Source organism: Falsiruegeria litorea R37, assembly GCF_900172225.1.
Lineage (GTDB): Bacteria > Pseudomonadota > Alphaproteobacteria > Rhodobacterales > Rhodobacteraceae > Falsiruegeria > Falsiruegeria litorea.
Window position 1 is genome coordinate 56,439 of record NZ_FWFO01000006.1, and the last position, 22,326, is coordinate 78,764.

The following is a 22,326-nucleotide window of genomic DNA, read 5'->3' on the forward strand; positions in this document are numbered from 1 at the left end:
TCAGAACTCGCTGTGTCTGCAGGCCCCAATCCGTATGCGTTTACGACCAAAGGACAATGCTTGGATCATTTGGCGACGGCGGGTCGCCAAGAACAATTAGCGAACACTTATGCGGTATCCACCAAGAGATCACCAGAACCTCAATCGATCCCTTCAAAGGCATCCGGCTCAAGTTGTGCCCAAAACGCGAAAATTGCCGTAGCATTCAGCGCAGATTGCCAGCCATGAGTTCGAAACTCGGCCCGCTCGAGATCATCATCCAACCCGGCCAAGAACAACCGTTTGTCTGCGTCCCTTTGGGTGGGGTTTCGTCGCGAAACCAGCTCCGAAACAACTTCGAATTTGCGTGACCGCTTGGCACGCTCGGCCAAACGGGCATCCAACTCCTCATCTGCCTCACGCTCTTTTGCGCGTCGTTCTTCTGCCAGCTTCAATGCTTCGGGGTTTGGCGGAGAGGGCACTTTGGCTTGATTGTTATAGTCATCCTTTAGCGCTGCATTAAGATAACCCGCAGCGGATTTTACGTCTGGCTGCCGACGAACGTAGTCCAGTTTTTCGGCCACGTAATCTTCGCCGTGTTCAACAATCCACTGACGCGCCAATCGGTCAGACACACCTTGCTCGATCAACTTCTTGTACACACCCATGTTCCGAATGCCGTCGTCATCACCGATCTGGAACATTGCCAGTTGTGGATTTTCCTTGATCAAAAATCGAACATCAGCGACCGCCCTGCCCTTCTTTTTGAACTCTGGTGTGATCTCAATGTCCGAATTCCGATTCACCTCGACCACAGCCGGTTTGATAATCTTTGCATTCAGGTGCTTGAAACTCTCGTAATAGCTTGACCCATCCACGCCCATCAATTTGCGAAAGATCTCAAGCGACCACCAACCGGTCGACCCGGTGCGCACGAAACGATAACAATTTTCATAGAGCGCCAGACCGTGACCCGAAGTGAAGTTGCGCTGAATGTGGACATTGATCAACGCGTAGATCTTGGGATCGTGCAGCTTTTGCGCAAGCGCAGGAGAATACGAATACTCGCAAACACCGTTCTTGAGTTTAGCAAACGAAAGCAGCGAAGAGACGCCCCATTCCTGTCGGCCCTCTTCATCCAGCATGTCCCATTCTGCCACCGTCTCGGCCAAAGCGCGCAGACTGGCACGCAAAGTGTCCATGTCGTTGGAGTTGTAACCAACCATAGTGGCCAAGGTCCTGGCATCGATGGTGTGGCTCTGTGCGCTGGTCAATGCATCATAGGCATTGAGCAACAGCACGTTCGACAGCTTACGCTGCAGCAAACTAAGTTTGCCGCTGATGTGGATTGCCGCCACATTCTTTTTCACCGTCTCGCGGCGCAAAGCACCGGTCAACTGATCCATATCTATTTGTGCGTTGGTCATTTTTTCTTTCTGCTCTGGCCTAGTTGTCGCACAAAAGGTACCTCAAATCAAGTATACGTGGGTTCTCTAACCTCATCCCGTATGCGGGTACCCTAAGACAAGTTTTGTCGGGACTCACCGTAAATATCGCCTGGGATGGCATCGAATATGGCCTAGAAAACACGCGAAAACGATCCAAAACAGGCTCTATTGCGTGGTTTTCGTCCAAACCGAGAATCGGTACCTTAAGCCCTGTATTCGGGTACCCATGCACCTGCAGATGGGTACCTTTGGCACTGTATTTGGGTGCCTTTAATCCTGTTCAAAGGTCCTCTGTATACCGTAAGCCTTTGTTGATAAATGATTTCTCTTCCGCAAAGATTCTAAATCTCATAAAGATAATAAACAGTTTGTTGTGTGGATAACTTTGATTTTCCCTTGGTTTCGTGGCGAAACCATTGGTCTTGGATCAATTCTCCGCCCAGAATCCCAATTCATGGTAGTCTAAGTCCACGATGTTCGCTAATGTAGTCAATATACGCTGAAAAGGCGAACATACTGTGAGGCACAGACATTGAGCAAACAACCCACACAATCGGTTCCACCATATTTGAACCTCAACCCCGAGGCCGCTGCCGCCCGTCTGCCCGATCCTATCGACACAACGCGATTCGCCAAAGCCGCCGCTTTTTGTGCGAAGGGACGCGAGGATCTGGCACGTCGTGGGTATGCACCGGATGGGCAGAAACGTCTGCGCAAGTTTTCGACGTGGGAAATCACCAAATACCTTATCCCTGTCGCCCCTGCCCATCTGCGTCGGGTGCTAAAGGCAAACCCCGAACTGCCTCAAGGCGAGGGGGACGGTGGGTCCAAATGGTTTACTCTCGAAGAGGTACTCACGCTTCGTCAGCATTTCGCAAGCGAGGGGGTCAGCACCAAAGAGTACCTGCCCTATCGGCCAAAAGACGCACAGGCCAAGGTCGTGTCGGTTGCCAATTTCAAAGGTGGCGTTGGCAAGACCAGCACGGCGGCCCATCTGGCAATGTCGGCCGCTTTGGATGGCTACAAGGTTCTTGTAATCGACCTTGATAGCCAGGGATCGATGACCTCGATCTTAGGCGGAACTGTTCCTGACGAATGGTCCACAGTGTTTCCCCTGATTGCCAAGGACTTTGCCAAGGCGGTCACGGCCGAGAATAAGGTGCGCAGCGCCGGTGGTCAGACAGAGATCCCGTTGGATGAGACGCTGCAAGAAGCCCTGGAGGTTTCGTCGCGAAACGTCATTCAGAAAACCCACTGGCCCAACATCGATCTGATCGGCGCACAGTTGAACCTTTATTGGGCCGAGTTTCAGATCCCCGTGTGGCGCATGGGACTGCGGTCTTGGCCGTTGTGGGATGGGCTGACCAATTTCCTAGAAGATGAGGGCGTGCTGGATGACTATGACATAATCTTCCTAGATACGCCCCCTGCCCTTGGCTATTTGACGATCAACGCCCTGGCTGCTGCCGATATCCTGCTCGTGCCGCTTGGCGCATCCTTTCTGGAGTTCGATTCCACGGGCCGTTTCTTTGACATGCTCTATTCGACCTTTGCTTCGATCGAGGATGGAGAGAACGCATCCCGTCGTGCGGCGAGCCTTCCTGAGATGAAATTTGAATGGGATGTGGTGCGGGCCATCGTTACCCGATTTGATGCATCGCAACAGACGGACATGGCGAATGTGATCCAGGCCTATTTCGGTGATTTCATGAATGCCTATCGGCAGGACTATACCGCATTGGTTGGTCAAGCCGGCGAACAGGTCAACGGGATTTACGAGGCCGACTATCGCGAGTTCAACCGCGAGACCTATGTGCGGGGACGCGAGACATTTGACCGTACCTATGCCGAATTCAAAGAACTGCTAATCGGCTGCTGGTGGCGGGATGTGAACTTGGAGGGGAATGATTGATGGCAAAACGTAGACGTTTGACCGCCCCGGATGCTGACACTCTGCGTGAGTTGGATGAGGGTTTCGCCGCGAAACCAGTGGATGCGTTGTCGATGACAGCTCCGATTGCTCAGGTCGCAGGCGAGGCCGCTGCGCTTGCCGGCATGACATCCGTGACAGATCGGGCGACCCAGGCAAGGGACTCGGCCGAGGCCGAGCAGTTCCGACAGGCCAAGGCAGCAGGACTTGTCGCCCAACCCATTGCGCTGGACGAGATCGACGCGGACTTCATCCGACGTGACCGGCTGACCGAAGACCCCGAGTTGATGGCGGAATTGCTGGCGTCGATCCGCGCGTCGGGTCTGCGCAGCCCGATCGAGGTTTCTGCCACATCTGAAGGGTTTGGTCTGATCTCGGGCTACCGGCGTTTGAAAGCCTATCAGGTGCTGGCGAGCGAAGACCCGGCTTTCGGTCAAATCCCGGCCTATGTGCGCGATGCGGATGCAGGGCAGGATGCCTATGTCTCGATGGTCGAAGAGAACGAGGTGCGCGCCAACCTGACACCATATGAACGAGGTCGGATTGCAGTGCTGTCGGCGGGGCAGGGCGTGTTCCCTAGCGTTTCTGACGCAGTGGATGCGCTGTTTGCTTCGGTGTCCAAGGCCAAACGTTCCAAGGTGCGTAGCTTTGCTTTGGTTCATGAGTGTCTCGGTGACCTGCTGCGTTTCCCGGCGGCCTTGACTGAAAAAGCAGGGTTGCAATTGGCGTCTGCATTGCGGGACGGGGCGCAGGCAGAATTGCGTGTGGCGCTTGACGGATCTGATTGCACTTCAGCCAGCGAAGAATGGAGTGTTCTCAGCAAAGCTTTGTCGACGCGTGGCAAGTCCGAAAAGGACCCGCGCAAAGGTGGGCGCCCAAGCAGCAACACGCGCTTGCCGTCAGTCTATGTGGAAGATGGGTCTGAGTTGCGCGGAGAGTTGTCTGCCAACGGGTTCAGGGTCGAGCTATTTGGCCGCAAGATCGACCCGACTACTGGTGAAATCATCATGCGCGAAATTCGCCGGATTCTGGAAGACTGACACTTTCAATGTTGGATGTCCTGAAGTAGCGATCAAAATGTCGAAATTTAGATCGCTACTTCAGGATTGCTTGATTTTCAAACCGTTTCTTTGGATACATCTGTCGAGCGCCTCAAATTGGGTTCTAAGCAAACAGAAGGCTGATGAGGATCTACTGCCAAGTGTTTGAGGCTCAGCCTCAGCCGCGTTCCCGAGCGAACTGTTGAAAGCGATAGCATCGGTGGCTTTGGCTGATCGCAAAGATCGGAAGCTTTGTCGGTAGCCGAGCGACCCTCAGCACGGTTGAGTCAATCCGCGCCATCAAACGCGGCGACATCCATCACAAACTGCCGGTGACTGTAAACTGGGCACCGTGGTCCTTCAGTGCGGCCCCCGTCGCCTTCAGAAATGGTGGTGGGGATCCCATAAGCTCGACATCGTTTCCGGAATGTCCAGCAATCACGCCGATGGTGCCTCATTGTTGCCCGAAATGCAGGCCAAAACGGTTCTTGGTGTTTAGAGGGTATAATGACATGGGTTTGGAATAAATTGAAAATACGATTGCCACCATGTGGCATAACACAGGCGGTGTTCTGTTCAATGCGGGGCATTTTCTGAGCATTGGGTCACTTCTGATTGCGTTTCTGATCGCCTTTCTTGTTGTGGTGGCACGCATTCACAAGCGGACGGGCGGCCTGCCGACACCGCGGCGCATATTGGCCGTCTTGTTTCCCCGCAGTGTTTTCCTGCACGGCTCTGCCAAGATTGATTATTGGATATTCCTCATTAATCAGGGCGTTCTGTTTTGGATGACGGTGACCGTTCTTCTAAGCCCGGCGCTGGTATCGGAACTGGTTCTTGGTCTGGCAAATTGGATCGGTCTGGAAGGGGGCAACGTGGAAACCGGTCTTGCCGGGCGGGTCTTCTATTCGGCGATGCTGGTGCTGCTATGGGACTTTGGCGCGTCTTGGGCTCACTACCTCAAGCACCGCGTTCCCATTCTTTGGGAACTGCACAAAGTTCACCATTCCGCCGAGGTGATGACCCCCGTCACAGCGATGCGCCGTCATCCGATCGAGGCTGTATTCGGCTCTTTGGTAAGCGCCGTTGTCATGGGGACAGGCATTGCGGTGTGGGTCTTTGCTTTTGGTCAAAGCCCGATGCCCTTCACGATCTTTGGCACCCTCGCGGGGATCTGGGTCTGGCGCATGGCCGGGTATAACCTGCGACATACTCATGTCTGGATCAGCTATGGTGATTTCTGGAACCGGGTCTTCATCTCACCTGCCCAGCATCAGGTTCATCACAGCAAGTCGCCTGAGCATTTTGACACGAATTTCGGTCACATCTTTTCGTTCTGGGACACGCTGTTTGGAACGCTTTACCTTCCCCAAAAGGACGAGCGCGTGGAATTTGGCATCGAAGACCGCGACATGGAACAGTTCCGTTCTCTATGGGGCGTCTACATTACGCCAGTCGTGAAAATCTGGCGGCGGTTTTGTAAAAAGCCATCGCAAAACGGCCAGGTTCCAGCGGAATAATCTGAAAAGGACGTTCGTACCGTGCTCTTCGCATCCCTTCCATTTCTGCTTGGGTTCCTGCCGGCGGTGTTGATCGCAACCTATGCGATGCGCCGCGGGTTTGGCCCGCGCGGAGCATTGGCGGCGTTGACCATCGCGTCACTTGTTTTCTATGGCTGGTATCATCCGCCGTTCCTGGCTCTGTTGTTGGGTTCGGTTGGAGCGAACTTCTTTCTTGCCCATAGAATTGCGGCACGTCCCACCCGGCTGCTGACCGGAACAGGGGTTGCGTTCAATCTGGGTCTTCTGGGGTGGTACAAATACGCCGGGTTCTTCGATGATATCGCGCGGGCCGTGTCTGGCAGTGGGTTGGGCATTCCCGAGATCCTGTTGCCTTTGGGCATTTCCTTTTTCACCTTCCAGCAGATCGCCTATCTGGTTGACATCCATCAGGGTAAGGCAAAACCGGGCGACGCGCTGGAATACCTCTTTTTCGTCTCCTTCTTTCCGCAACTCATCGCCGGGCCGATCGTTCACCACCGCGACATGATCCCCCAATTGTCACAGCCTCGATTTGCCATGTTCAAGTCCGAGGACATCGCGTCAGGGCTTGTTCTGTTTTGCATTGGTTTGGCCAAGAAAGTCCTGATCGCGGACGGGCTGGCCCCCGGGGCGGATGCCATGTTCCAAGCGCAATCGCTGGGAATAGAGCTGAGCCTTGCCGAAGCATGGTTGGGAATGCTGTGTTACACGTTCCAGATCTACTTTGATTTTTCGGGCTACGCAGACATGGCTTTGGGCCTTGGCCTGCTCTTTGGGCTGAAGTTGCCGGTCAACTTCAACTCTCCGTACAAATCCACCGATATCATCGAGTTCTGGCGGCGGTGGCACATAACGCTGTCCACATTCCTGCGGGATTACCTTTATATCCCGTTTGGCGGGAGTCGACACGGACCTGTTCGCCGGTATGCAAACCTTTGGATTGTGATGTTGCTTGGTGGTCTGTGGCATGGGGCCGGGTGGCAGTTCGTTGTCTGGGGTGGTTTGCACGGGGCATATCTGACAGCGGCTCATTTCTGGCGGGCAAACAGCATGCCCAAGCTTTCACCAAAAATTGGGTTTGCGTTGACCTTTGCCGCTGTGGTCATCGCCTGGGTGTTTTTCTGCGCGGAAACCGTGCACCAGGCATTCGCCGTTCTGCACGCAATGTTTGGCGCGACAACGGTAAATTACACGTCAGTCGTCGTATTTCCTGAGTTGAACCCGCTTTTGGTCACCCTGCTTCTGGCCATGCTCCTTGCGTTCTTTGCACCGAATTCAATCGAGATTTCAAAAAGGCTGGAAACTCCGTCAATCAGGACATCGCGGTCCCTTTGGTACGCCGTCGGCGGGTGTATTGCTGCTTTGTCCCTTACTCATCTTTATTCAAGTGGAAGCCATGCATTCATTTACTTTCAGTTTTGACAATAAAAACAAAGCGGTGTTTCGCATGCTGTCGGCTTTTGCGGGGACATTGGCTATTGCGGTCCTGGCCAGCGAAGCCCTGTTAAGGACACAGGTTCTTCCCCAAGACAGTTACGCAAGTCATGTGTCAATTTTGGAAACCACGGATCGCTCGGACGTCGCATTTGGCGACAGTCGAACCGCTCGGGGCTTTGTTGCGGGCGAAGGGTTTGTCAATCTCGCGTTCCCGTCCGAGGGCATTTCTCATATGGCGTGGAAAGTGGAACGTCATTTCGCGGAACGCCAGCCGGGGCGTGTGATCTTGCAAGCTGATCCGCATTTGTTTGCTGCATACCGTCTGAACCGACGGTTTGAACCATACCCCGAGTTCTCGGCCGAACCCGCTGCGGCCACGGGTCTGTTTGTGACCGATCCCCGCCACAGGGCGCGACTGCCCGGCTATTGGACGCGGTTTGTTGAAAACGGGTTCAGCCTTGAAAGCAAAGTCATCCAGACCCCAGACGGCGCGTTGTTGTCACCGGGCGATTTTTCCGATCTCGATCCTCGGGCTCAAATGCTGCAAGCCAAAAAGCGCGCAATCACGCACAGAGCTGGCCCGAGCCAGCAGGTGATGACCGCCCAAGCCGAATACTCGAAGATGTTGGATGCGCTGGTGGAGCGCGGGGCCGATGTATGTTTGGTGAGCTATCCGGTGTCGCAACCTTATTTGGACGCCGTGGGGTATGCATCTCAGGGTCATATCCGGTTTTTCAAAGGTGAATCCCAAAGAACCGGTGCGCGCTATGTCGACGCGCGTTCAGCCGTCTCTAACCCCAGTTTTTCCGCGATTCCGATCACCTCAACGCTGAAGGTGCAGAGGCCTTCTCCAGAACTTTAGTGCGCTCATGTTTTGGGTAAACGGTTGAAACCGCTGCATCTGTGAATATTGACCGCGCTTGATGTGACTTGGAACAGCCATCGCATTCGCAGCTACCGTCTTGTTCTGGCGATCAATCTATGAGTCTGGAGGCAGGTAGGGTAGGGGGGCAGCGTCCAAGCTGCCCGATGACTGGAGCAAGATTATCAATTTCGAGCTCTACCTTGTCTTTTCGGGAGCGCGTAATTTCCATCGTGATGGGCGGAAGCCGGACCACAACGATATTCAGTTTGATTGTCGGTTATGTGCAAAAGCGGCTTTTTGAAAAGCTCTAAGGTTGTCCAACACTGGTTTTCCAATCCGTCTCTACAAACTGCGATTTCGCGGCCCGCACAGCTGGTGCAGCATGTTCATCTGGAAAAGTAATTGGGCGAGCTCAATGAACGAAAAGCGCTGATTTACAGAAGGTCAGACAGCTCTTCGGCGGACAATTCTTGCATGCCCTGAGTGTCGAAAACCGACCCGATCACGTGACTTGCCAGAATTTGGGACTTTGCGATCTTGTTCGTTGCGGTTCGGGGAAACTCTTCGACATATGCTATGTATCTAGGTCGTTTGAAGGCGGCCAACCGCTCCGAATGAGCCGCAATTGCTTGAGGCAGCATGTCAGAGCAGCCCACCCCTTCAGCCAGTTTTACCAACACCATAACTTCTTCGCGGCGCATCTCGTCTGGAACTGCAATAGCGGCAGCTTCGGCGATCTGCGGGGCCTCCCGCATGGCGGATTCTACTTCGCTGGCAGAGATGTTTTCGCCCGCGCGTTTGATCATCTCTTTGAGCCGCCCCACGATGCGGTGATAGCCATCAGCGTCCTTGACGAACAGGTCGCCCGAGCGAAACCAATCGCCATCAAAGCTGTCGGCATTGGCATCAGAGCGTTTGTAGTAGCCCAGCATGATCGACCGGCCACGGATTTGTAGCTCTCCAGCTTGGCCCGGGGCGCATTCTGCGCCGTTTTCATCGACCACGCGGGTTTCCCGAAACGGGGCGGCCAGACCGCAGGTGTTGGTTTCCAGCTTCTCACCTGCCGCCTGCGGGCAGATGATGGCCGGGCCGACCTCGGTCATGCCAAAACTGTCGCGGGCCACAAGGTTGAACCGTGCCTCGGCCTCGGCCCGCGCAGAAGGGCGCCAGCCAAAGGCGTGCACATAGTTCAACGGGATATTGGCGTCTTCTGGTGCAGGTGGCACGGCTTTCAGGATGGGTTCGGGCAGCACGCAGTAATGCGCCTCATGCTCGTGCAGCCAGCCCAGGAACTTGGTCAGGCTCATCTTGGACGCGATGATGGCCTTGCCGCCGATGGCCATGGCCGACAAGAACGACCACTGCCCGTCCATGTAGAAAAACGGGGCCCAAAAGAACAGGTTGCGGTTGCCATAGTGGGTGTGAACTTGGGCAATCGAATGACTGAGTACGATCCAATAGTCCTGCGTCAGCATGCAGCCCTTGGGAAAGCCAGTGGTGCCAGAGGTGTATTGCAGGTTGGCCAGATCATGCGCCGTGACGGCATAGCCAGGATCAAAGTCGGCCAACTCTTCGCCCGTTTCCAGGTCGCCGAGCTCGCCGGACACAACCACCATTGGATCGGTCAAAATGTCGGGGCGATTGGTCATTTCTTGGAGCCCAGGCAGGAATTGATCACCGATGATCAGCGCCTGCGCGTCGGATTGGTTCAGGATGTAATCCAGCTCCTTGCCGCCGTAGGCGGTGTTCACGGGCACGATGACAGCACCGATTTTCATGATTGCAAACCAGATCAGGGCCGAGGCGGGCCCATTGGGCAGCATCACCGCGATGTGCGCGCCCTTGCGATAGCCCCGAGCGAGCAGGTTGGCGGCGATCCGGTTCGAGCGGCGGTGCAGCGCCTTGTAGCTCAGTTGCACCCCGTCCTGAAAATAGTCCAGCGCGATGGCGTCGCCGTATTTCTCGGCCTGTGCCGCGCAGAATGCAGGCAGGCTGTCGGGAAAACCCTGTTCTGTCAGTTTCGCGCCCAAGGTGCCGATCTCTTGCTGGCCAGGATGAAGGGTCATTCCGCCGCTCCTTGTTCCGCCAGTGGCGGTTGCGTGGGTTGGACCGAGCGGGCCAGACGATACATGTGACCGGCCATCGCCATACTGTCGGATCGGCTCATGTCAAAACCGCGCTGATAGCTTTCCATCTCGACCCGCACACCCATTGGGGGATGCGAGGCGATGCGTTCTGCAGCGGCCCAGGCGGTGTCCATCAGCTTGTCTGGTTCCACCACGTCATTGACCAGAAACAGCCGCTGCGCCTTCTCCGCGTCGATCTTTTCACCCAGCAACAGCAGCTCCATCGCGGCGACATGGGGGATCATCTTGCCAAGTGACAGCGCAGCACCCGCCCCGCCCATACCATAGGCAATCTCGGGCATGCCAAAGACCGCATTGGTCGCAGCATAGCGGATGTCCGACAGAAGATTGAAGTAGATGAACCCCTGACCAAAGCAATACCCGTTTGCGGCGCCGACAATGGGTTTGTAGCGGGGCATTGTCATCACCTCATGCTCCCACCCTGGATATTCCTGCGTGTCGAAGGACCGCGAGGGGTTCAAATGCCGGTCAACGATTTCCTCGCGCGTGCGGTCCGGGCGTTTGGATTTGATGTCGTCGCCTGCGCTGAACGCGCGGTCCCCGGCCCCGGTCAGAATTCCGCAATAGATGTCCCTGTCTGCGTTGAACTCTTGCAGGATCTCGAACATTTGCTTGTGCATCGTCGGGGTGAAGACATTCACCGGCGGGTTGTCGATGGTGATCGTGGCGATGTGGCCGGATTTCTCGTAGTTCAGCATGTCTGTCTCCGGGATTGCGGTCAGGCCGCGTTGTTCTTTTCCGCGCGCCGACGCAGCAGTTCGGCAATGGTCATCGCAAGGGTGGTGACCACGACAAAGAACACGCTGACGGCAGCAATGGTTGGGTTGATTTCGAACCGCAGGTCGTTCCAGATCCGCATCGGCAGGGTCTCAGCGCTCGACATCAGGAACAGTGAAATGATGAGCTCGTCAAAGCTGACGAAAAAGGCAAAGATGCCTGCGGACAGGATCGCCGGGGTGAGCGGTGGCAGGGTTGCAGTCAGAAAGGCGCGCAAGGGGCCTGCGCCCATGATCCGCGCGGCACGCTCCAGCGTCGGGTCGATTTGGCGATAGGCTGAGCCGACCATGAGCACCACAAAGGGAAGGCCGATGGCAGCATGGGCGCAGATCAAGGTCAGTTCATTGTCGCTGACACCCATGCGCACAGCGAGGATGAACACCCCGAGCGCCACGATGATGTTGGGCACGATGGCCGGGGCCACGAAAAGGGCGGTCAGCGCGCCGCTTGTCTTGCTGCGTTTGCGCCCCAGGCCAATCACCGAAAGTGTACCGACAAAGGTCGCCAGGATGCTCGCCCCAAGGGCCACGCGCAGGCTGCGGAAGGTGGCGGCCATCCAGACCGGTTCATTGAAGTAGTTGATGTACCACCTCAGGCCGAACTCTTCGGGCGGGAAGCTGAGGAAGCGGCCATTAGAAAACGAAATCGGCACCACGATCAGGATCGGGAAGAACAGAAAGATCACCACAAGGACGTAGAACAGGGCGAGAGGCAGGTTCCGCTCTTGCATCAGTGTGCCTCCTCTTGATGGTGGACCAGTTTGGCGGATGCGCCCCGGACCAGAAACAACACCAGCAGCGTTGCGCCCAGCAGGACAATCGACAGCGCGGCGGCAAAGCCCCAGTTGGTCTGACTGACCTGACCGCTGATGACATTGGCCAGCATCGCGTCGCGACGTCCACCCAGCAGTGCGGGCACGATGAAAAAGCCCATAGACAGGATGAAGACGATCAGCGTGCCGGTGATCGCGCCTTCGGCTGAGAGCGGCAGGAACACCTCGCGAAAGGCTTTGCGCGGGCTCGCGCCCATGATGCGGGCGGCGCGCAGCAAGGATTGGTCAATTTCGGTCATCGAGGAAAAGCAGGTGACGATCAGGATCGGCAACATGATCTGCACCATCGCCACATAGACAGCGCCGGTGGTGAAGAGCATCTTGATCGGTTCATCGACCAGACCCAGCCAGATGAGGCTTTGATTTATGATCCCCTCTTTGCCCAGAACCACCATCCAGGAATAGGTGCGTGCCAGAATGGACATCCACATCGGCACCAGCACAAGGAACATCAGGAACGGGCGACGGGCTGGGGCTTGGCGGACAATGAAATAGGCGATGGGATAGCCGACCAACAAACAGACCAGCGCCACCACGGTCGAGATTTGAAGCGTGCTCCAGAAGATCCGCATATAGGCGCCGCGGGTGGCGAAGCGCACGAAGTGCTCGGTCGTGAACACCGGGTCGAACAGCCCCTGCTGAAACACGATCCCGACCGGGATCAGGAACAGCATCAGGATCAGGGCAATGCCGGGCAACAATGTCAGCCGCTTGGTCATGGCTTGGCGCTCCGCAAGGACAAGGGATGGGGTGGCCGCTGCTGTCGTTCAGCGGCCAGTGGGCGTGGGTGAATTATTCGAGGATCCAGTCTTCCCAACGCTCTTTCAGCGGGCCGAGGTTCTTGCCCCAGAACACGGCGTCGGTGACGAACTGTTTGCCAACGTTGTCGGGATGGGTCGGCATCATCGCGCCCTTGTCTGCGGGGATGTGGTCATAAAGCCCTTTGACCATGCCCGGATATGGCACCATCGAAGCAAACTGTGCAGCGCGTTCGGGGTTTGTCATCATGTAGCTGATGAATTGCTGCCCGGTCTCTACGTTCTCCGAGCCCTTCACAATGGCCACATATGACGCCTTGATGCCGCCGCCGTTCCAGTTGATTTCCACCGGCACACCTTCGGACGCCAGCTTGGTGATGCGCCCGTTCCAGGCCGAGGTATAGGCGACTTCACCATCCGACAGCATCTGCACGGGCTGCGCGCCAGCGGTCCACCAGGCGGTGATGTGGGGCTTGATCTCATCCAGCTTGGCAAAGGCGCGGTCCTGTCCCGCTTCGGTGGCCAGAGCGGTGTAGACATCTGCCGGAGCAACGCCGTCGGCGATCAGGGCAAATTCCAGGTTGTCGATGGGCTGGTTTTGCAACGCGCGCCCGCCTGGGAAGCCCTCGACATCCCAGAAATCCGCCCAGGACGTCATCTGTTTGCCATCCGGGAGCTCATCCGTGCGCACGGCCATGATGGTCGAAAAGGTGGCGGCGATGCCCGCGTCGGGCAGCTTTGCCTCATCCGGCAGCGCGCCGGATGGGTCGATGGCGGCCCAGTCCAGCGGCGCCAGCCAGCCCGAAAGCGAGGCGGTGGCGTATTCGATCGGGTTCAGCTCGGTCACGTCCCAGGTCACCTTGCCCGCAATCTGCATCGCTTTGAGGGCCGAAGCCCGGTCCGAGGTCGCCAAGGCATTGACCGCAATGCCTGTTTCGGCGGTGAACGGGTCGTCGAAGACACCTTTCATCACTTGGCCCAGACCGCCGCCGGACCCGGCATAGGTGATGGAGCTGTCGGCCCAGGCCGTCCCTGCGGCGAGGGTCGCGCCAAGCGTCAGCGCGGTGAATGTGGTTTTGATGGTCATCTCTCTCTCCCTTTGCGTTTCGATGTTCAGGTGGCGGCCAATGGCGCGGCGTCTGCCGAGTCAAAACCCAGCGTGATGGCCTCGCCTGTATGTGGCAGACGGTCATGGCCCGATCGCTGGCTGCGCACCTCGAGCTGGCGGCCCGAGGGCAGGCGCACGGTTTGCGCCACGACCGGGCCGTAAAATGTCTCGTCCTCGACAACCCCTTGGAAAACGGAAAGGCCCGAGGTGTCGTCCCCCAGAACCACGCGCAAGCGTTCGGGGCGGATGCTGATTGCGACGGCGGTTGGATCGGACACGGGAATTTCGATCCCCAGGTCTGCAACGGCCGCCTTGCCGTCTGTGACGGCAGAGAGGTCGAACATGTTCGATTGACCGATGAAATCCGCGACAAAGCGGGTGCGGGGTCGGTCATAGAGCACCTCGGGCGCGTCGATCTGAACGATCTTGCCCCCCTCGAGGATGGCGATGCGGTCCGACATGGTCAGTGCTTCGGTCTGATCGTGGGTGACAAACAGCACCGTCGTTCCGATCTCTCGGTGAATGCGGCGGATCTCGTCTTGCAGCTCTTCGCGCAGCTTCAGGTCCAGCGCGGACAGGCATTCGTCCATCAGCAGAACGGGTGGCTCAAACACCACGGCGCGGGCCAGGGCGACGCGCTGACGTTGTCCGCCGGACAAAGCAGCAGGCTTGCGCGCGGCAAAGGCGTCAAGCCGCACCATCTCCAGCGCCGCCTTTACCCGGCGATCAATCTCGTTCCGCGCGACTTTGCGCATGCGCAAGGGGAACGCCACGTTTTCGGCCACGGTCTTGTGCGGAAACAGGGCAAAGTTCTGGAACACCATGCCGACATTGCGATGTTCGGGCGCTACGCCGGTCAACGGGCGGTCATGGATGAAAACCTCACCCGATGTGGCATCCGAAAAACCCGCCAAGATGTTCAGCGCGGTCGACTTGCCTGACCCTGAGGCCCCCAGAAGGGTCACGAACTCCCCTGGTGCGATATCCAGGTTGAAGTCGGTCAACGCGACCGTTTCCCCAAAGGATTTGGTGACATTCTCAAAGTGAACGCGCGAGCCTTGCATGTGTGATCCATTTTTGAACACAGTGTCTTATTTTTATAAGTTGACGAAAAATAGACATTGTGTCAATTATTTTTCATGCAGATGGAAGTTACCCCACGACAGAAAGCTAAAATCCTTGAACCAGAGGGGTTTAGTGTTGCCGATGTTTTGGAAGAACGCGCCCGCAAGATGGAAAAGCGGCGCAAACGGGTGCGCACACGCGCAGCGTTGTTGGCCGTGGCAGCCCGCGAGATTGAACAGGTCGGATATGATTCCCTAACCATGGACCATCTAGCCAACGCCGCCGGAATGGTTCGGGGAACGCTTTATCTGTACTACCACAGCCGGGCCGACATCGTGAAAGCGGTGCTGCGAAAATACTGGGCCTTGATGCGCATTCATCGCCCGCGTGGCGGTGGTCTGAGCCTTAAGGAGTCTATCCATCGCGCCAACACATATTCAGTGCTGCTGGCTGCAAAAAACCCCCGCCTTCTGGAGGCCCGCGAAATTCTGTTGCGCGAAGATCCTGAAGTGGCGGCACGCATGGCAACAGTAAACCGGCTTTGGTCAGAACGCATCATCAGTGATTTGACCCGCAGGGGACTGATGCCCCATGTCAACGAGGGCTACTCTTTCTTGCGGCTTAAAACCCGCGCTGTGATCAACATGTCCGATACTTTGCTTTCCGACGTGCACCGGCTTTCCGGTTGGGACGATAAGGAAGGACCCATCGACCTGGATCTGGTCATTCAGGTGATGGATGACCTTTGGTATCGCTCGTTGTACCTTGTTGCCTCAAACGAAAACTGATCGAATATCTCAACGCAGATATTGACGGGCTGTCGACGAGCTATCGCTTCCAGTTCCAGCCTCAGCGGATGGAACTCATGGCCTTATACCACTCAACAAACGCCGTTTACACCGTTTCCGAAGAGGGCCTTATCTCCGCGCTCGAGCAGGTCGAAGCGGAAATTGATCACCAACCTGAGAGCGATTCGATACGCACCCGCATCATGCGCACCTGCTTTGACGGCAGCGGTGCCAGCGGTGCATGGGACTGACGCACCGCCTTTGACATGTTGAAAGCGGCGGCAATCACCTTTGCGGCACCAGGAATAGACAAAGAAGATGTGGTTAGTGCGTCGCAAAGGCCCGGCGGGAAAACATCTGGACGTCATACCAGGGTCAGGAAGGGGTGGGCCTCTCGGTTGTCGGCACTTCCGTTCATCTTCTGCTTGCCATAAACCGTCTTTGCGACATCTGGGGCGCTCATCGCCCGCATGAGGGCGCTGTAGTTCATGCCAATTTTCATCTCGGAGCCAACGGGCACGGCAGATTTGGCCGTGTCGATAACGGTGTGGTCGCTGGTCGCGCCGATAAACCTATATCCAGAGGGTAACGCTAGACCGCTTGTATCGGTATCCTGCTGACCGACAGCAAGGATCGTTCGGGCTCGGAGGTCATCATTCCGAACCAATTTGAGCATCCCAAGCTCTGGAGCAATTGACCTTGTTGGCAGTGAACTTGGTTTGAGCCTTGTTTCAATCACTTCGGCAATCAGGGCAAACGCGTCCGTATGAAGTCCAGTGATCGGTTGCCCTGTCACGGGGTCGGTGCCCAACAGGATCGCCTCGCCCAAACGCAGATTATTGACGCGCCCGGTTGAACCTTGACCAAGCGCCCACGTCAAATTGGCCGAGCCACCTCCTGACACAAGCTCTATGATGGGTCCGCAGGCCCCTTCGACCTGTGTCGCCAGTCGCGAAAGCCTGGCCAGATCACGGTCTGTCGGTGCCACGTTCCTCATACAGGCGAAGTTTGCGGCGATGCCTTTGAGAGTAACACCGGGTGTTGCAATCACCCGGGCAGCGTAGTCGTTAATGTTCTCTGGCAAGATGCCCTCGCGCATATCGCCCATTTCGATCATCAGGATTACATCGTGCGAGGTAATCAGTTTCTGCGCGGCTGCGCCCAGCTCCAGGATCGTGTCCATCTCTGTGTTGTAGCTTGCGTCACACCAACGGACGACGTCTTCCATCTCGTTTAGCAGCGGCGCGCGGATCATCGAAATGGGGCACGTGATCCCTGCGGTCCGCATCCGAAAGAGGTTTGCGATGCGAGCATCTGCCAGACTGGTAACGCCACCGTCCAGCATCGCCCCAACTATGTCAGGATGCCCGCACACTGCCTTGGTTACACCGGTGACCGAGATTCCACGGGTGCCAAGACGCCGGACGAGATATCGCGCGTTGGCCTGAATCTTGCCCAGATCAATTTCCACTCGCGGCGATGTCATTGTGCAGCCGCGAAAGGCACGGGCTGTAACTGCGGAAAGGCACCAAGGACCATGTCGGTCAGGTGTACCTCCGGCCGGGCCAGCGCGTCCGTCATCGGAATGCCAAGATCGCGTGACAGACTGTCGATTGCACGATCGACCTCGGCGTCCGTCATCGCTTCGTGATTGATCGTAATACCGATCACCCGTGTGTCAGCAAAAGCTTCGATGAGGGCAATTTCGCTTTTCGGCGCGGGCATCGGCATGGAAGGAAAGTCGCAGCGGTGGGTACGCTTGGGCGCATGTTGAAGAATGACGGCCTGCGGCTGGCTGCCTCGCAGAATGAACGCCGACGTGCAAAAGGCCGGATGGCTGAGCGCCCCCTGTCCTTCGATGAGAATGACATCTGGATCTTCACCGTGAGACGCCGCGGCAATCACGCGCTCGAGTTCCCCGCAGCAAAACTGCGGTGGCAGGGCGTCCATGGCGATCCCGTATTTTGCGCCCTGCATGAGCCCTGTCTGGCCGGTGCCGACAAGGACCGTTTTAATACCACGCGCATTCAATACCTTGGCCAGAACGGTTGCTGTTGTCCGCTTGCCGATTGCACAATCCGTTCCCAATACGGCAATGCGGATTGCCTTCACCTTGGACACGCTTCCGTCAAACAGGCGCATGTCCTTGCTTGGTCGGGGTTTACGGATATCTCGGATCGTCACATTGGCTGCCTCAGCGGCGCTCGAAATCTGGGGATCATCGCCGAGGTATTCGTGCAGACCACTGACGATGTTCATGCCGCATGCGATTGCATCCAGCACGACCTTTCGATCCCTAGGTGACAACTTGCCCGTAGAGGGGGCCATGCCATAAATCAAAGTGTCGGGGAGATGCACCTCTCGAGTAACGGCAGCCTTGAGGTCTTTGACAACAGGGATGCCGTTGTTCACATTGTCCAGCACCTGCCCGCTGTCGCGCCCCGTGAGTTTGGTGTCTATGACCGAAAGAATGCGGTAGGCTTGGCTGTGACGAACAAGCCCGTTTGCGGTCTTCCCGTCAATCTGCCCGAAGTTCCCCTCACAATAGACAACCGCTGTGACCCCCCGAGATGTTATGGCAGTTCTGCCGCATGATCGATGGAATGCGGGCGCTTCCGGCGGGGCTTGAGGGCCCATCGTGGACAGCCTTGTCATCGCGTTTTCTACAGTGTCCGATTTCATGGTTTTTCCTTTGCTAGGGGGCTTTGTTCAGCGCCGATTGCATAAAGCGTCCGGGCCGGAAGCGGCGTTTCAATTTGGATTGCGAGCGCTAGTCGTTCAGGACGCAACGCTCTTGCGAACGCTGAAAATTCCTGTGGCACTCCCACCGGTTTCCCGATCTGTCTAGGTGCGCATTTTCAGGAAGGTCGATCCGTGTGCAGCCGTTGTCAGCCTCTGCAAAACCGCGGTTACACTTCCAGCCTGGGCCATAGCTTGCATCGTTTAAGTAGGCATTCTCTGGAACGGCAACCGCCACACAGGCGTCATCGCGTTCGAAGTAACCTCGCTCGCATGTCCATGGCTGCCCATGTTTGGATCCGTTCAGAAAGGCGTTCTCTGGGATCGTGATTGCAACGCATGTGTCGTCTTCGACTTCATAACCCCGATCACATAGCCAGACAGACCCGTATACGTTGTCGGACAGATAAGCGTTTGGGGGTAAATCGATCTCTAGGCAGAGATCATCAACCTTCATGTAGCCACGAAGGCAGTTCCATCGCTGCCCCGAAGGGTCGAGATATCCGCCATCGGGCACAACGACCTCAAGACAAGTTGTACCTTCGATCTCCTGAAACCCGTGCAGACACGCCCAGCCTGCGCCATAAGTTCGGTTGGTGGCATAAGCGTTCTTTGGAACGATGATGGCAAGGCAGGCATCGCCGTCAGGCCGGTACCCGCGGTCACACTTCCATCCCTCGCCATAGCTTTTGGGCTGCGCATTCGCGGGCAGCGGGGCAGTCTGAGATTGGGCGTAGGATGGCGATCCAATCGCGATGTGCGCGACGAAGGCGAGCGCAAAGAGTACCGTGAAAGACACCACGGCTAGGGTGCCCGAGGTGCCCTTAGGCGAAACGGGCGACAGATTGAGGTCACTACGATGCATCAAGGTCAAGACCTTCGACGCAGGCCTGTGCAAGGTCGCGGTTCGGGCCATCTGATCCGGGCGTGGTTGCCCAGCCGGTCTCCATTACAGCGTCACGTCGCTTGAATGACGATGCCTCGCGGATCGCAGCCAGCTTTGCAATGCGTTCATTGTCGGCACGGGACATGTCCAGGCAGAAGGGAACAAGCGCTGCGATCACTTCCTCTTGTGCCATCTTGTTGGCCATTTCCTCCGCGCTGCCTCCGGTCATCCAGCCGCCCCAGGAGAATCCCACGATGCCGACAAACGCCGCGCCAAGGAGCGCGCCGTAAATGCCGGGTTTCAGCCATTCGGGTGTGGTCATGTCATGTCCTCTTGCGGGGAAAGCGCCGCTTCGCTGTCATTGGTGGTTTCCGAAAGGACCCGATCACATGCGATGGCATGTTCGAGTTCCTTCTTTGTGAACATTTGCATCGTCGTTTGACCTGCGCGCGCACCGCGCCCCCGGACAATCAGATATGTCGCGGTGCGTCGGTAAGCTTTGACGCTGATACCCTGTATCAGCTCTTCCTCGGCAACGATTTCATATGTGCCGGGAGGAAGCTTCATCTGGCTGTCGCCAATCGTGAAGTCGTTTGAAAACGTCACCATTGATCTGGTCGAACGCGTGAGCATCCCGGGTCTCCATTGAAAAGAAGCTGGGCTTGCCGTCGCCGCCATTGTGGCAAGCGTCGAAAGCAACACCTCGCTGAGGCAAGGCTGTTAAGTGCACATTATCCGAGCGTGCGCCGGGCGAAGCTGATCGAGGTTAGCCCCAGTCGGGTTCATTCCTGGCAGGGTAAGAGGAAAGCCGTTCCTCGGCTTCAGAAAGCTCCGTGCAAGTCTTCTTCAGTCTCACGCCGAAAGGAAATCAATGTCCGCCTCAGACGTCCTGTACCCGGATGGCAGTGATTACGATGCCTTCCTCTTCGCGAAAGTGGGGGAGGACAGAGCCGGTGCCGCCGTGACGGTCTTGTCTGTGCTTGCGCGCCTTGACCTCGAGCCGTGGACCGAGGCGCGTGAACTTGCACGCCTATGCCGGGAGGATGCCCAAGTTCGGCTGACAACGCATTTCGAAACGATAACGGATATTCCGGCGCTGGCGTTGGCAAGCGAGGGCAGAGCGGCAAAGCTGGTTTCATTGCTGCCCAAACGCGCACCACTTCGCGTCCCGAAATCGCTTGAGGCAGGCAGCAACACTTTTTCAAGGCTGTCGATCTCCTGGTCAACGATGGCCCTCGTTGGTCTCGTGGTTCTAGCGTGGATCCTCTTTCTGGCTCAGACGGGCTAACCTGCGTCAGTGCAAGGACGCAGAGAAACCGGATAAGTAATCCAGTCCACCGAAAGTCATGGTGGTTTTTCCAAGTGGCTCAGAGGCGCGGGGCACATGCAGTTTTTCAACAGAACTGTATGCATTCCGCGCCTCTTGTTCTCGGACCCTCTGGGAAAGGACAATTTCACGAGTGACGAAGACTAGACCGAGGAAAGCCGGACCGGAAAACACATGGACCCGGTCAAGGCCGCTTGGAGCAAGGGGCCCGAAGCCTAACCTGGGGTGGCCGTTTCACGACAAAAGAGGCCGCGACTGATCGAGGTAGGCCGGATCGAAATCTGCCAATGCAACCAGTCCCTCGTAGTCATCGAACGTCACAAGCCCGCCCTGAAACGTGACGAGCCCACCTTCGCGGAGTTTGCGAAGGACGCGGTTGACGTGAATGGCGCTTAACCCCAACGCATCAGCCAGATGATACTGTGTGAGTGGACAGGCATAGCCTTGTCGGCTTCCCATACCGACGAGTGACAGTCTCGCGCCAAGCTCCAGCAGGAAATGCGCCATGCGCGCATCTGCTTCGCGCCGCCCCAGCCCAACCAGATGTTCGACAACCATCGCTTCGTCACGCGATACGGCCCAAAGAACGGCCGTGGCCAGCCGGGGTGTCTCGGCGAAGGCCCGCAGAAGATCGCTCACCAGAACCTCTGCAGCTTCGATATCGACGATGGGTTCGATCCCATGATCGGATGTGTGCAAAAGAACGCTGCGCAGCCCCAGAAAATCACCCGGTATCTGGAAATCGACGATCTGGCGCGATCCGTCAGGTTGGATCTTGTAAGAAACGACCCAACCCGCCGCCAGGATGTAGGCCGCCTGTTCAGATTGGCCCTGGTGAACCAAATCGCGCCCGACCGAGAAAGATTTCCTTCGCTGGTGCAAGCGCTCAAGAACGGCCAGTTCAGCCTCCGACAGTGCGACGAACGCGGAAAGCTTCTGGGTGAGCGGGCTGGCTTTGACGTTCACGATCGGTCCCTCCCGAACCGGCGCATACTTAAGCAAGAATTCGGTGATGAGGCTGCTTTCGATCAGTACGAAATACCGAACTCTCTGCGATGATGTCCAAGATCATCAAGACCCAGCCCGGTCGCGGTATGACACACGAAAGAGGAATGGCTCGATGTCAGAACAACGAGACCCCACAGGCATGGCCGCCTTCTCGATTTGCGAGGCCCTCTTACTTGCTCTGCAAGAACGCAATCTGCTCCCGGAGAGCGAAATTGTCGGCATTCTTCGCGATGTGGTAGCGACCCACGAAAATGCCCAAGGCCCAGAGTCCGAGCGAAAATTGCATATGGCAACCGCCAAACTGATCAATGAGATCATCATTCGCGGCAACCTTTCGCGACGCCTGTAGTGCCAACCTTTCTACGCTGGAAACGAGCGAAGCCTAAAATGCTCAGTCGCGTCTTTTAACCCGCTGTCGGATCGGCCGATTCAGTCTTAGTTTCAGGAGACCGTTCGGTTTCAGTTTGTGACTTCGGATCTTTTTCTTGCGAGGCCTTTTTGTCGGCGGCCTCTTTCTTCGCCAAGTCGTTGAACGACATTCTGGCTTTCCTTTTCTGGCTGCCGGGGTGTCCAGCAGCTAGTGATCTATAGGGGATAGATGCTCACGAGGCAAATGGAAACATCGGCTGTCAGAGCGTGCGTACCTTGTAA

The 22,326-nt window shown here is 56.7% G+C and carries 23 protein-coding genes; 9 read left to right on the forward strand and 14 right to left on the reverse strand.

All coding sequences use genetic code 11. From position 1 onward, the window contains the following. Positions 1–140: 140 nt before the first annotated feature. Positions 141–1,406, reverse strand: coding sequence for a replication initiation protein (locus TRL7639_RS21075; protein ID WP_085797879.1), 1,266 nt, complete (start codon positions 1,404–1,406; stop codon positions 141–143). Positions 1,407–1,995: 589 nt separating this feature from the next. On the opposite strand from TRL7639_RS21075, the gene TRL7639_RS21080 reads away from it, so the two are divergent. From TRL7639_RS21080 to TRL7639_RS21100, 5 genes are all read left to right on the forward strand, one after another. Further along, positions 1,996–3,339 (forward strand): AAA family ATPase, encoded by a 1,344-nt coding sequence (locus TRL7639_RS21080; protein WP_370809103.1) that lies wholly within the window; start codon positions 1,996–1,998, stop codon positions 3,337–3,339. Next, entirely contained in the window at positions 3,339–4,397 is a 1,059-nt protein-coding gene (locus TRL7639_RS21085) for a ParB/RepB/Spo0J family partition protein (protein WP_085797881.1), read from the forward strand. The genes TRL7639_RS21080 and TRL7639_RS21085 overlap by 1 nt, the downstream gene beginning before the upstream one ends. A 548-nt stretch (positions 4,398–4,945) precedes the next feature. Continuing rightward, on the forward strand, positions 4,946–5,917 hold the full coding sequence (locus tag TRL7639_RS21090; protein WP_085797882.1) for a sterol desaturase family protein: 972 nt from the start codon (positions 4,946–4,948) through the stop codon (positions 5,915–5,917). Positions 5,918–5,938: 21 nt separating this feature from the next. Next, positions 5,939–7,360, forward strand: coding sequence for an MBOAT family O-acyltransferase (locus TRL7639_RS21095; protein WP_085797883.1), 1,422 nt, complete (start codon positions 5,939–5,941; stop codon positions 7,358–7,360). 16 nt (positions 7,361–7,376) lie between these two features. Next, on the forward strand, positions 7,377–8,237 hold the full coding sequence (locus TRL7639_RS21100; protein ID WP_165759869.1) for a hypothetical protein: 861 nt from the start codon (positions 7,377–7,379) through the stop codon (positions 8,235–8,237). A 437-nt stretch (positions 8,238–8,674) separates the two neighbouring features. Here TRL7639_RS21100 and TRL7639_RS21105 read toward each other — a convergent pair whose 3' ends face one another. The 6 genes from TRL7639_RS21105 to TRL7639_RS21130 all read right to left on the reverse strand — a co-directional run bounded on the left by TRL7639_RS21105 (position 8,675) and on the right by TRL7639_RS21130 (position 14,926). Continuing rightward, positions 8,675–10,306 (reverse strand): class I adenylate-forming enzyme family protein, encoded by a 1,632-nt coding sequence (locus TRL7639_RS21105; protein ID WP_085797885.1) that lies wholly within the window; start codon positions 10,304–10,306, stop codon positions 8,675–8,677. Further along, on the reverse strand, positions 10,303–11,085 hold the full coding sequence (locus TRL7639_RS21110; RefSeq protein WP_085797886.1) for an enoyl-CoA hydratase/isomerase family protein: 783 nt from the start codon (positions 11,083–11,085) through the stop codon (positions 10,303–10,305). Before TRL7639_RS21110 ends, TRL7639_RS21105 begins: the two co-directional genes overlap by 4 nt. Positions 11,086–11,105: 20 nt before the next feature. Beyond that, entirely contained in the window at positions 11,106–11,894 is a 789-nt protein-coding gene (locus TRL7639_RS21115) for an ABC transporter permease (RefSeq protein WP_085797887.1), read from the reverse strand. Next, the gene (locus tag TRL7639_RS21120) at positions 11,894–12,715 is read right to left on the reverse strand and encodes an ABC transporter permease (protein ID WP_085797888.1); all 822 of its coding nucleotides are present in this window, start codon (positions 12,713–12,715) and stop codon (positions 11,894–11,896) included. The genes TRL7639_RS21115 and TRL7639_RS21120 overlap by 1 nt, the downstream gene beginning before the upstream one ends. 73 nt (positions 12,716–12,788) lie before the next feature. Next, on the reverse strand, positions 12,789–13,841 hold the full coding sequence (locus TRL7639_RS21125; protein ID WP_085797889.1) for an ABC transporter substrate-binding protein: 1,053 nt from the start codon (positions 13,839–13,841) through the stop codon (positions 12,789–12,791). Between the two features lie 26 nt (positions 13,842–13,867). Continuing rightward, entirely contained in the window at positions 13,868–14,926 is a 1,059-nt protein-coding gene (locus TRL7639_RS21130; RefSeq protein ID WP_085797890.1) for an ABC transporter ATP-binding protein, read from the reverse strand. Positions 14,927–15,001: 75 nt separating this feature from the next. Between TRL7639_RS21130 and TRL7639_RS21135 the strand changes: the two genes are divergently transcribed. Both TRL7639_RS21135 and TRL7639_RS23160 read left to right on the forward strand, forming a co-directional pair. Beyond that, positions 15,002–15,715, forward strand: a complete 714-nt coding sequence (locus tag TRL7639_RS21135; protein ID WP_085797891.1) for a TetR/AcrR family transcriptional regulator — start codon at positions 15,002–15,004, stop codon at positions 15,713–15,715. Between the two features lie 68 nt (positions 15,716–15,783). After that, positions 15,784–15,966 (forward strand): hypothetical protein, encoded by a 183-nt coding sequence (locus tag TRL7639_RS23160; protein ID WP_085797892.1) that lies wholly within the window; start codon positions 15,784–15,786, stop codon positions 15,964–15,966. A gap of 113 nt (positions 15,967–16,079) precedes the next feature. Here TRL7639_RS23160 and TRL7639_RS21145 read toward each other — a convergent pair whose 3' ends face one another. From TRL7639_RS21145 to TRL7639_RS21165, 5 genes are all read right to left on the reverse strand, one after another. After that, positions 16,080–17,201, reverse strand: coding sequence for an alanine/ornithine racemase family PLP-dependent enzyme (locus TRL7639_RS21145; protein ID WP_085797893.1), 1,122 nt, complete (start codon positions 17,199–17,201; stop codon positions 16,080–16,082). Further along, positions 17,198–18,397, reverse strand: coding sequence for an N-acetyltransferase DgcN family protein (locus tag TRL7639_RS21150; RefSeq protein WP_085797894.1), 1,200 nt, complete (start codon positions 18,395–18,397; stop codon positions 17,198–17,200). The genes TRL7639_RS21145 and TRL7639_RS21150 overlap by 4 nt, the downstream gene beginning before the upstream one ends. 88 nt (positions 18,398–18,485) lie before the next feature. Beyond that, the gene (locus TRL7639_RS21155; protein ID WP_235820480.1) at positions 18,486–19,319 is read right to left on the reverse strand and encodes a hypothetical protein; all 834 of its coding nucleotides are present in this window, start codon (positions 19,317–19,319) and stop codon (positions 18,486–18,488) included. After that, the gene (locus TRL7639_RS21160) at positions 19,309–19,662 is read right to left on the reverse strand and encodes a hypothetical protein (RefSeq protein WP_085797895.1); all 354 of its coding nucleotides are present in this window, start codon (positions 19,660–19,662) and stop codon (positions 19,309–19,311) included. Before TRL7639_RS21160 ends, TRL7639_RS21155 begins: the two co-directional genes overlap by 11 nt. After that, positions 19,659–19,973 (reverse strand): hypothetical protein, encoded by a 315-nt coding sequence (locus TRL7639_RS21165; protein ID WP_085797896.1) that lies wholly within the window; start codon positions 19,971–19,973, stop codon positions 19,659–19,661. Before TRL7639_RS21165 ends, TRL7639_RS21160 begins: the two co-directional genes overlap by 4 nt. 238 nt (positions 19,974–20,211) lie before the next feature. Here TRL7639_RS21165 and TRL7639_RS21170 point away from each other — a divergent pair, with 238 nt between their 5' ends. Next, complete coding sequence (locus TRL7639_RS21170; RefSeq protein WP_085797897.1) at positions 20,212–20,628, forward strand: hypothetical protein; 417 nt, start codon at positions 20,212–20,214, stop codon at positions 20,626–20,628. Positions 20,629–20,901: 273 nt separating this feature from the next. Here TRL7639_RS21170 and TRL7639_RS21175 read toward each other — a convergent pair whose 3' ends face one another. Continuing rightward, positions 20,902–21,633, reverse strand: coding sequence for a Crp/Fnr family transcriptional regulator (locus TRL7639_RS21175; RefSeq protein ID WP_370809109.1), 732 nt, complete (start codon positions 21,631–21,633; stop codon positions 20,902–20,904). Between the two features lie 154 nt (positions 21,634–21,787). Between TRL7639_RS21175 and TRL7639_RS21180 the strand changes: the two genes are divergently transcribed. Then, positions 21,788–22,024, forward strand: coding sequence for a hypothetical protein (locus tag TRL7639_RS21180; protein ID WP_085797898.1), 237 nt, complete (start codon positions 21,788–21,790; stop codon positions 22,022–22,024). A gap of 55 nt (positions 22,025–22,079) precedes the next feature. Here TRL7639_RS21180 and TRL7639_RS23475 read toward each other — a convergent pair whose 3' ends face one another. Continuing rightward, on the reverse strand, positions 22,080–22,214 hold the full coding sequence (locus TRL7639_RS23475; protein WP_268875842.1) for a hypothetical protein: 135 nt from the start codon (positions 22,212–22,214) through the stop codon (positions 22,080–22,082). Positions 22,215–22,326: the final 112 nt, after the last annotated feature.